This window comes from Pseudomonas sp. (assembly GCF_036387035.1).
Classification (GTDB): Bacteria; Pseudomonadota; Gammaproteobacteria; order Pseudomonadales; family Pseudomonadaceae; genus Aquipseudomonas.
The window spans coordinates 1-5,889 of record NZ_DASVUM010000168.1; the positions used below are offsets into that span (position 1 = coordinate 1).

5 protein-coding genes are annotated in these 5,889 nt (G+C 64.5%); 2 read left to right on the plus strand and 3 right to left on the minus strand.

What is annotated here, in order from left to right:
• Nucleotides 1-24 precede the first annotated feature (24 nt).
• On the minus strand, nucleotides 25-960 hold the full coding sequence (locus VF672_RS16245) for a LysR family transcriptional regulator (protein WP_331105589.1): 936 nt from the start codon (nucleotides 958-960) through the stop codon (nucleotides 25-27).
• A gap of 131 nt (nucleotides 961-1,091) precedes the next feature.
• On the opposite strand from VF672_RS16245, the gene VF672_RS16250 reads away from it, so the two are divergent.
• Complete coding sequence (locus tag VF672_RS16250; RefSeq protein ID WP_331105590.1) at nucleotides 1,092-1,484, plus strand: RidA family protein; 393 nt, start codon at nucleotides 1,092-1,094, stop codon at nucleotides 1,482-1,484.
• A gap of 130 nt (nucleotides 1,485-1,614) precedes the next feature.
• The gene (locus VF672_RS16255) at nucleotides 1,615-2,307 is read left to right on the plus strand and encodes a tRNA (adenine(22)-N(1))-methyltransferase (protein ID WP_331105591.1); all 693 of its coding nucleotides are present in this window, start codon (nucleotides 1,615-1,617) and stop codon (nucleotides 2,305-2,307) included.
• Nucleotides 2,308-2,319: 12 nt separating this feature from the next.
• On the opposite strand, the gene VF672_RS16260 is transcribed toward VF672_RS16255, so the two are convergent.
• Entirely contained in the window at nucleotides 2,320-3,741 is a 1,422-nt protein-coding gene (locus tag VF672_RS16260) for a sugar porter family MFS transporter (protein ID WP_331105592.1), read from the minus strand.
• 224 nt (nucleotides 3,742-3,965) lie between these two features.
• On the minus strand, nucleotides 3,966-5,889 hold a 1,924-nt coding region (locus tag VF672_RS16265), incomplete at its 5' end, for an ATP-binding protein (protein WP_331105593.1).

Here is a 5,889-nt window from a genome sequence, read left to right on the forward strand (position 1 = left end):
CTGATCCCGTCGTCCATCGCGTCCTTATCCTTGTTCAATCGTTGCCGGTGATCGGCTTTTGTACCCGTCGCCCATCAGTTCCACAACCCAGTCGATGAACACCCGCAGCTTGATGCTGATGTGCCGGTTGGGCGGGAAGGCCACGTACATCGGCATTGATTCCAGTTGCCAGTCCTCGAACAGCGCCACCAGTTCACCGCGACGCACGGACGGCTCGGCCATGTACTGCGGCAGCCAGAGCGCGCCCATGCCCGCCAGGCCTGCCGCGAGGTAAGCGTTGCCGTCGTCCACCGTGAGCAAATAGCGGCTCTGTACTTGCACCGTCTCGCCGCCTTGCTGCAGCACCATCGGGAATAGCTGTCCGGTGCGCGCCCAGCGGTAGCCGACGATGCTGTGGTGCGCGGCTTCCAGATCACGCGGATGGTGCGGCGTTCCGGCGCGCTGCAGATACGCGGGCGATGCGTAAACGCCCAGCTTCAAGTCGGTGATGTGCCGGGCCATCAGCGATTGGTCGGTCAGTTCGCCACCGCGCACCACGCAATCGACGTTCTCGCCGATGAGGTCGATCATGCGATCGCTGACGCCCAGGTCGATCTGGATGTCGGGGTAGCGTGCATGGAAATCCGGCAGCGCCGGGATCAGCACCATGCGCGCGAACGGGCTGGGCACGTCCACACGCAAACGCCCTCGGGGCGCGGCGGCAGCACTGGACAGCCCGGTTTCGGCGTCGTCCAGATCCGCCAGCACGCGCAGCGCACGCTCGTAGAACACCGCGCCGTCGGCGGTCACGTTGACCCTGCGCGTGGTGCGGTTGAGCAGCTTGACCCGCAGCCGCGCTTCGAGCTGCTGAACCAGCTGCGTCACCGTGGTCTTGCTCATGTGCAAGGTGCCGGCGGCTTTGGTGAAGCTGCCGGTTTCCACCACGCGCACGAACGCCTGCATCGCGTCGAAACGGTCCATTGCGGCCCCTTATTGTTTGAGAAACGCAAACAGTCTTGATCAGTGCTGCTGGTTTATCCAGCGAATCCGCCGTCCTACAGTCTGCCCATCGAACGACGGAGCATTCCGCTCCGCTGAGGGAGAACACAAAAATGACTGTCCGTGACGTTGTATTTCCGCCTGGCCGCCATGCGTTGTACGAACGCAATCGCTATTCGCCGGCAATCAAATCCGCCGGCCTGCTGTTTGTGTCGGGGCAAGTCGGCAGCCGCGAAGATGGCTCGCCCGAGCCCGATCTGCGCGCGCAGGTGCGCCTGGCGTTCACCAACCTCAATGCCATCCTCCACGCCGCCGGTTGCACCTTCGATGACGTGATTGACGTCACCGTGTTCATGGTCGATCCGCAGTCGACCTTCGAAACAGCCTGGGAAGTGGTGCCGGAGTTCTGGGGCGAAGCGCCGCATCCCACGATCACCGCGGTGGGCGTGACCTGGCTGTATGGCTTTGATTTCGAGATCAAGGTGATCGCCAAGCTGCCCGAATAGCGGGCGGCCACCGGCCAGCGGTGTGCCGATGCGGTTGAAATCTTCAGCGCGGCCCGACAGACTCCCGTCCCCGCGACGGCCGAGCAGACCAATCGGTCGGGCGGATCGGTTGGATTGAAGAGGGCTGCAGGTGAACGAACACACATTGTCCAGGCGTCTTGAGCGCGTGGCGGCGCTGGTGCCTGACAACGCGCGGCTGGCCGACATCGGCTCCGATCACGCGTACCTGCCGGTGGCATTGATGCGGCGAGGGCGTATTGCCGCGGCAGTGGCGGGCGAGGTGGCAGCGACGCCGTTCAGGGCGGCCGAGCGCACCGTGCGCGATAACGGCTTTGAGGAGCGCATCGGCGTGCGCCTGGCCGACGGGCTCGCCGCCATTGAACCCGTCGACCGTATCACCGCAGTCAGCCTTTGCGGCATGGGCGGCGAGACCATTCGCGACATCCTTGAGGCCGGCAAGGTGCGTCTTCATGGAGGGGAACGGCTGATCCTGCAACCCAACGGCGGCGAAGCCGCGCTGCGCCACTGGCTGATGGACAATGGGTACCGCATCGTTCACGAAGAGGTCCTGCGCGAGAACCGCTTCGACTACGAGATCATTGTCGCCGAGCGCACCGGTCCCGTGGTGTACAGCCCCGAGGAGCTGTATTTCGGGCCGCTGCAGCTGCAAGTGCGAAGCCCGGCGTTCCTCGATAAGTGGCAGCGTGCGCTGTCCCGCAAGCGACGCACGCTGGCCCAGCTGTCCCAGGCCCGTGGCGTGCCCGGTCAGAACGCCAGCGACACCGCGCTGCACATTGGCTGGATCAGCCGATTACTCGGCTGAGTAGCCCGCCACTCACAACTCCTTCTTCATGTGCTTCTCGATCTGCTCAAGGGACTTGCCCTTGGTTTCCGGCAAGCACGTGAAGACGAAGATCAGCGAGCCAATGTTGATCGCCGCAAAAACGAAGAAAGTCGGGTTGCCGAGGGTGTCCACCGCCATCGGGAAGAGGAACGCGACCGTGGCGTTGAACAGCCATTGCATCGACACCGCCGTGCCGGTCAACAGACCGCGGACCTGCATCGGGAACAGCTCCGACATCAGCAGCCAGTACACGGGCGAAATGCACATTTGCATGAACAGCAGAAACACCAGAATGCATGCCAGCGCGGCGTAGCTCTGGGTCAGATTCTGCGGCATGAATTGCAGCACGCAGCCCAGCGCCGCCTGCATCAGGACCACGATGACCAGGCCGGTCATCAACAGGTGCCGGCGTCCGTAGCGGCCGATGGCCCAGATCCCGAGCAAGGTCGCGATCACCGAAACGATGCCGTTGCCGATGGTCGCGGTCAGTGCGGCGTTGGTGCCCATGCCCGTGTGCTTGAGGATGATCGGCGTGTAGTACATGAACGCGTTGACGCCGGTGAACTGCGCGGTAAAGCCCAGCCCGACACCGATCAGCAGCAGCTTGAGCACCCACGGTTGACGCAGCAACTCGCGGGCCGCGATGTGCGTGTGGGCCTGCTTCTCCTGAGCTTTCATTTCCTCGACTTCGCGCCGGGCGGCGTCTTTGGTATCGCGCAGTTGCTCAAGCACGTCCTGGGCTTCGTCAAAGCGGCCTTTGGACGCCAGCCAGCGCGGCGACGGCGGCACGAAGAAGGTGCCGATCAGCAGCAAGATGCCCGGGACCATGGCGATGGCGAGCATGTAGCGCCAGATACCGGGGGTGTGCAGCAGTGCGGCGAGCACCGCGCTCAGCACGTAGGCCAGCAACTGACCGCTGACGATCATCAGCTCGTTGCGGCTGACCAGCCGTGCGCGGCGCGAAGGCCCGGCGATCTCGGCAATGAACACCGGCACCGTTGCCGAGCCACCGCCGACAGCGATGCCCAGCAGAAAGCGCGCCGCGACCATGAACGGCACCGACGGCGCGGTCGCCGTACCCAGCGCGCCAACGATGAACAACAGCGACAGCATGCGCAGGGTCACGCGTCGGCCGAAGCGGTCGGACAGGTAGCCGCTGCCCAATGAGCCGAAGGCGGCACCGACGATCAGCGACGCGGTGATCAACCCTTCGCTGAAGGGGTTCAGGCCCAGACCGCCCTGATCGAGCGGCAAGGTCATGAAGGGCAGGGCGCCCGCGATGATGCCCGTGTCGTAACCGAAAGCGAGTGCGCCCATGGTGGCGACAAGGACCGAGATGAATATCAGACGACGCGGCGAGGTGCGCTGCTCGTCTGGTTGGCCTATGGCGGCGGATGGGTTGCTGGAAGACATGGAAACCTAAACCTCTCGTGGAACAGGCGTTATGCCTGTTCGCTAACGTCGTGCTTAGGGGCATGCCGCGCCTGTGAGTTCCATGCCTGGATGAAAAAACCTGACTGATCGGTCGCAAGCGGCGCCGCCGGTCTGATGAGCCGTTTCATGAGGGGTGCGCTCGGGGTCGAGCTGAGCGCGGAATACGCGGCGCAACGAGCCGCTGTGGACCGGCGGCGTGTGCTTCAGGTGGTTTCCGGCACCGGCACTGCGGCCAGGATCTCGCCGACCTTCTGCGTGAAGTTGTTTATGCCAAACGGCTTGAGCAGCACGGCCATGCCGCTCTCCAACTGGTCGCCGCCAACCGCCGAGTTGTCTGCATAACCGGTGACGAACAACACGTTGAGCGCGGGCAGCAGGGCGCGAGCGGCGTCGGCAACCTGTCGGCCATTCATGCCGCCAGGCAACCCGACGTCCGTCACCAGCAGATCAATCGAGGCCATCGACCGCAGCATCTGCAAGCCCGACGGCCCGTCCATGGCTTCACTGACCTGGTAACCGCGTTCGCGCAAGGCGTCGCACATCAGCATGCGCACATGAGGCTCGTCGTCGATGACCAGCACGGTTTCGCCGCGGCTGTGGATCTGCGACGGGCAGCGGGCCGGTGCCTGTCCGCGCTCACCCAGGTAGCGCGGCAAATACAACGAGATCGTCGCGCCGGTGCCATGGGTGGAGCGCGCCTGGACGGTGCCACCGGATTGGTGGACGAAACCGTGAATCATCGACAGGCCCAGGCCGGTGCCCTGGCCGATGGGTTTGGTGGTGAAGAACGGGTCGAAGATCCTGTCGAGGATCTCCGGGGCGATACCGGTGCCGGTATCGCTCACGCTGATTTCAACGAAGTCGCCCGCAGGCAGCTTCGCCGCGATCCCTGCGGCGCTGTCCGAGGAGACATTGCGCGTCTGCACGGTGAGCTCGCCGCCGCTCGGCATGGCGTCGCGGGCATTGAGGGTCAGGTTCACCAGTGCGCTCTCCAGCTGGGGCGCGTCGATCTTGCTCAGCCACAGGTCGCCACTGGCAATCGTCCGCGTGCTGATGGACGGGCCGATGGTGGAGGCAATGAGCTGACCCATGCCCGCCACCAGACGGTTGACGTCGGTGGGCTTGGGGTCGAGGGTCTGGCGACGGGAAAACGCCAGCAGCCGTTGCGTGAGGGTGGCGGCGCGATGGGCCGAATCGTGGGCGGCGCTGACGTAGCGATCCAGGCCGTCGAGCCGGCCACTGGCGATCCGGCGATCGATCATTTCCAGGCTGCCGAGGATGCCGGCAAGCAGGTTATTGAAGTCGTGGGCGATGCCGCCGGTGAGTTGCCCCACGGCTTCCATCTTTTGCGCCTGGCGCAGGGCGGAATGCGCTTCCGACAATTCCCGCGAGCGGGCCTGCACACGCTGCTCCAGGGTTTCGTTGGCACTCTGGGCCTGCTGAAACAGGGTGGCGTTATCGATGGCGATTGCCGCCTGAGCCGCCAGCGCGGACATCAGTTTTTCATGACGCGGGGTGAATTGAGCGGCCTGCGAATGCCCGTAGAACAGCCCGCCAAGTACGTCACCGGAGCGCGACACGACCGATACGGCCAGATAGCTGCGCACCGGTGGGTGATCGGCCGGCAGGCCAAAGTGCGGCGAAATCCGGCCGTAGCGCTCGTCCGGCACGAGGTCGTCGGAACGCATCACGCCTTCGCTGAGGAATGCCGGCGCGAACACTGGGCTGGCACGCGGACCGGGCAACTGCGCCAGTTCGGACGACGGCACGCCAGACAGCGTGAACAAATCGAATTGACTGCTGGCGGCATTGTGAAAACACCCGCCGATCTCGGCGCCGGTCATCTCTCGGCCGGCATCGGTGACGGTCTGCACCAGCCGCTTGAGATCCAGCTCCAGGGCCAGCTCCGTGCTCACCCGGTTCAGCGTTTCCAAGGTTCGGGTTTCCTCGCGCAAGGCCGCTTCGCTGGCCTCCAGCGCGGCGCGGGACAGGTGCGCCTCGGTGACGTCGTAGCCTTCGCAGAAAATCCCGGTGATCTGGCCCGAATCATCCAGCAGCGGTTCGTAGATGAAATCCAGATAGCGCACTTCGCAGGGCGCATCGGGATGGCTGAGCTGGATCGGCGTG

Bases quoted from the DNA above. Each gene is read 5' to 3' on its own strand.
- VF672_RS16245 (WP_331105589.1), bottom strand. From the start codon at position 960: ATGGACCGTTTCGACGCGATGCAGGCGTTCGTGCGCGTGGTGGAAACC.
- VF672_RS16250 (WP_331105590.1), top strand. From the start codon at position 1,092: ATGACTGTCCGTGACGTTGTATTTCCGCCTGGCCGCCATGCGTTGTAC.
- VF672_RS16260 (WP_331105592.1), bottom strand. From the start codon at position 3,741: ATGTCTTCCAGCAACCCATCCGCCGCCATAGGCCAACCAGACGAGCAG.